The sequence below is a fragment of the Labrys wisconsinensis genome, assembly GCF_030814995.1.
Lineage (GTDB): Bacteria > Pseudomonadota > Alphaproteobacteria > Rhizobiales > Labraceae > Labrys > Labrys wisconsinensis.
In genome coordinates this window covers 1-4,182 of sequence record NZ_JAUSVX010000044.1, presented here as the reverse complement: position 1 = coordinate 4,182, position 4,182 = coordinate 1, and the positions used below count along the sequence as shown (strand labels likewise).

3 protein-coding genes are annotated in these 4,182 nt (G+C 68.5%); 2 read left to right on the top strand and 1 reads right to left on the bottom strand.

From position 1 onward, the window contains the following. The first annotated feature begins 154 nt into the window (after positions 1 to 154). Positions 155 to 1,609, top strand: a complete 1,455-nt coding sequence (gene xylB, locus QO011_RS42360; RefSeq protein WP_307286735.1) for a xylulokinase — start codon at positions 155 to 157, stop codon at positions 1,607 to 1,609. 106 nt (positions 1,610 to 1,715) lie between these two features. Here xylB and QO011_RS42355 read toward each other — a convergent pair whose 3' ends face one another. Then, positions 1,716 to 3,221 (bottom strand): esterase-like activity of phytase family protein, encoded by a 1,506-nt coding sequence (locus QO011_RS42355; RefSeq protein ID WP_307286733.1) that lies wholly within the window; start codon positions 3,219 to 3,221, stop codon positions 1,716 to 1,718. A gap of 11 nt (positions 3,222 to 3,232) precedes the next feature. Here QO011_RS42355 and QO011_RS42350 point away from each other — a divergent pair, with 11 nt between their 5' ends. Then, positions 3,233 to 4,144: an MBL fold metallo-hydrolase gene (locus QO011_RS42350; protein WP_307286731.1), complete on the top strand. Its 912-nt coding sequence runs from the start codon at positions 3,233 to 3,235 to the stop codon at positions 4,142 to 4,144. Positions 4,145 to 4,182: the final 38 nt, after the last annotated feature.

Genomic DNA, 4,182 nt, shown 5'->3' with positions numbered 1-4,182 from the left:
TCAGGACGATATCGCCGCCTGATTCGCCGGAGGCCTTGACCGCGATGCGTGCCCGGCGCCAAAGCCTTGCACGCACGCCGGATGATCCGGCGGCGTCGCAAGCGCCTCCCTGAGCCCGGCGCCTGCGGAAGAGGCCTTTCTCGAGGGATATCCCATGTATCTTGGCATCGATATCGGCACTTCCGCGGTCAAGACGGTGCTGGTCGACGCTGACCAGCGCGTCGTCGCCACGCAGAGCGTGGCGCTGGTCGTCTCACGGCCGAGGCCAGGCTTTTCCGAGCAGGATCCGGATGCTTGGGTGGCAGCGACCCTCGCCACCATCGACGCGCTGAAGGCGAGCCATCCGCGTGAACTGGCGGCGGTGGCAGGCATCGGCCTGTCCGGCCAGATGCACGGAGCCGTGCTGCTCGGAGCCGACGGGCGACCGCTGCGCCCTTGCATTCTATGGAATGATGGACGCTCGGCCGCCGAATGCCGGCTGCTGGAGGAGCGGTGGCCCGACCTGCGTGCCGTCACCGGCAACAAGGCGATGCCCGGGTTCACCGCGCCGAAGCTGGTCTGGGTGGAGCGGCACGAGCCGGAGATCTTCGCCCGAACCTCCCTGGTGCTGCTGCCCAAGGCCTATGTCCGTCTGGTCCTCACCGGCGAGGCGATCGAGGACATGTCGGATGCATCCGGCACGCTCTGGCTCGACGTTGCCAAGCGCGACTGGTCGGATGAGGCGCTTGCCGCCACCGGCCTGACGCGGGCGCATATGCCGCATCTTGTCGAAGGCTCGGCGCCCGCCGGTCGACTGCGCCAGGACTATGCCAGCCGTTGGGCCATGGCAGCCCCGCCGGTCGTGGCCGGCAGCGCCGGAGACAACGCAGCCGGCGCCGTCGGCCTGGGCGCGATCCGTCCCGGCTCGGCCTTCCTGTCGCTCGGCACGTCGGGTGTTCTCTGGACGACCACGGACCGGTTCGCCCCCAATCCCGGCCGGGCCGTGCATGCGTTCTGTCACGCCGTGCCGGCCACGTGGCATCAGATGGGCGTCATCCTTTCGGCCGCCTCGTGCCTTGCCTGGGCGTCTGCGGTGCTGGGCGTGGAGGAAGCGGGCCTGCTGGCCCCGCTCGGAGACAAGCCGTCCTCTCCTTCGCCGGTCCGCTTCCTGCCCTATCTTTCGGGCGAGCGCACGCCGCACGACGACGCTGCGGTCCGCGGCCTCTTCGCCGGGCTCGGCCACGAGACAGGGCGCGACAATATCGTGCAGGCCGTGCTGGAGGGCGTCGCCTTCGCCTTTGCCGATTGTCGCGACGCACTGGCCGCGGCGGGCACCACCATCGCCGAGGCGGATGTCATCGGCGGCGGCTCGCGCTCGCGCTTCTGGATCGCAGTCCTCGCCAATGTGCTCGGCCTTCCGCTGCACCGCCTTGCCGAAGGCGAGACCGGGGGCGCCTTCGGTGCCGCACGTCTGGGGCGGCTCGCGGCGACGGGTGAGCCGCCGGAGATGGTGTGCACGCCGCCGCAACGGGCGGAGACGATCGAGCCGGACTCGAATCTGGCCGACGCCTATGCCGACGCCCTGACTGACTGGCGCCGGCTCTATCCCGCCCTGGCCGGGCGCGACTAGCGGTGGAAGGGCCGCCCGCGGCGAGCCCGCCCCGGGCGCATCGTTGCCGAAGATGTGCTGCGGCCTCGATCGGGCGCCTCAGGAAGGCGTCCCGCCCTCCGCCGGCTTACGACCTCGGCCCGATGCCGCTGTCCTTGACGATCAGCACCCGCGTTTCCTCGCCGGTGATGCCGAAGTCATTGTCGTTGATCAGCACGAGGCTGCCCTCCGCATCGAGCGCCATGCCCTCGATCTTGGCGGGATAGGCAGCCTTGTCGCCGAGGGAAGACGCAACCAGCCGCTCGACCTTCGTCACCGGCGCGATCTTGGCCGCGGCGAGATCCTTCGTCTGCTCCAGGGAGGGTGTCGTGGCGGCATCATCCCAGAGGGTGCCCAGGATGTTGGTCGCACCTTGCAGGCTGATCTCGAAGATCTTGGCGATCTGGTCCGTGCGTTCGTCGACGGCGAAATGTTCGTTGCCCAGGTGCAGCATCTCGCTGATGCGTAGCGAGGAGGGCTTGGTCGCATCCGTTGCGCCGAGCGCCTTGAAGGCCTGCCAATCGTCGAGCTGATAGACAAATTCGGCAACGGGGATCAGCGTCGTCATCCCGTCCGCGGCTTTGCCGATCTCGATCTTCAGCAGGCGGGTGTTGACGGCACCGTTGTAGGTCTTGCCGTCGGGATTGGCGAGCGGGTTCTGCACCAGCGTATAGAGGAAGCGGCCATCTTCCGACAGGGCCAGCGATTCAAGACCGCGGTTGGAGTTTCGCTTGGCGAGGATCGCCGGCAGGCTGCCGACCACCGGATAGTCCGCAGCTGCATAGTCCCCTTCCGTGCCGGCGGGAACGAAGCGGCGGGTGATCGTGCCGTCCGCAGACACTTCGACGATGCCGGTGGCGTTCTCCTCGGAGACGAAGAAGCGGCCGTCGGGGAGGCGCACCAGGCCTTCAGCGTCGATGGCGTTCGGATCGGCCGGCAGCGGCCGGCCTGCACCGTCGCGTCCCTTCTCGGTCTTGGCGACCTTCAACGGATTGAGCAGGCCGGAGACAGGCTTACCGGCAGGGGTCTTGAGCGGGATGGTGCGGGTGACGGCAAAGGTCTTGGCGGCCGGATCGAGCTTGAGCTCGTAGATCGCGATCTGATAGTCGGGCGAAGGATAGAGGCGCCCCTCGCCGGCCTTGAGGCCCCCGAGCGCCGGGCAGGCGACTTCCGGCTCGACGCCGTAAACGTCCTTCGCGTCGTCGCAGGTGAGGTTCGCGCCACGGTCGGCCAAGCCGAACACCGTGCCGGCCGGGGCCTTGGGATCGCGGAACAGGGCTGAGCCGAAGCCGACAGTCAGATGCAGTGTCTTGGCACCGGGGGCAGGTGGCGTGAAGTCCCCGATGACGATCTCCGGCGCCTTGAGCACGGTGACCGTTTCTGCATGGACGGGCGTGACGAGAAGGCTCGCTGCAGTGAGAAGGAGGAGGGAACGCATCGTGGGATCCGATTTGTGAGGGGCGGTGCATAGGTTGAGAAGGCCAAGCGGGGGGCCGCGGCAACCTGCATCGCGATCTGCCGCTCCCGTTCGAACGAAATTGGGGTAAGAGCTGCGGGTTACGGCGCAATGACAAGGTCTCTCCACCGGCGTCACGGATCGGGCACATGAGCGATGACATCCCCTTCGACCGGACGCCGCCGCAAGTCGGCAGGATCGATGTAGTTTCAGACAGGCTGCGCCGAGTCGTGGCGCCGAACGGCGGGCCGTTCACCTTCACCGGGACCTGCAGCTACATTGTCGGGCGCGGCCGGGTGGCGATCGTCGATCCCGGCCCCGCCGATCCCGCTCATATCGCCCGGCTGCTCGACGCGGTCCGAGGAGAAAGCGTCGACGCCGTCATCGTCACCCATACCCATCGTGACCATTCGCCGGCCGCAGCCGCGGTCTCGGCCTCGACCGGCGCGAAGACCTATGGCGCCGGTCGACACCGGAGCGCCCGGCCGCTGCGCCTCGGCGAAATCAACGCGCTCGACGCCAGCGCAGACCATGACTTCGTGCCCGATGTCATCCTCGGTGACGGCGACGCGGTCACCGGGCCGGACTGGACGCTCACCGCCATCGCCACGCCGGGCCACTGCGCCAACCACCTCGCCCTTTCCCTGGCGCAGGACGGGGTGCTCCTGTCGGGCGATCATGTCATGGCCTGGTCGACCTCGATCGTCGCCCCGCCCGACGGCGCCATGGGCGACTATATGACGTCGCTGCAGAAGCTGCTCGGACGCGCCGAGCAGCGCTATTTCCCTGGGCACGGCGGCCCGGTCGGTCAGCCGCAGGCCTTCCTCCGGGCACTGATCGCCCACCGGCGGATGCGAGAAGCCTCGATCCTGAAGGCACTCGCCGCGGGCGACGGCACCATCTCCGCCATCGTCGCACGGGTCTATGAGGGCCTGCGGCCGGAGTTGGTCGGCGCGGCCGCGCTGAATACCCTGGCGCATCTGGAAGACCTTTGCGCGCGCGGGGTGGCTCGCACCGACGGGGCGCCGGCAATGGACGGACGCTTCGCCGTCGCGGGGTGAGCGAGGCTCCTCCCTCTCAAGCAGCGAAAGCTTCTTCT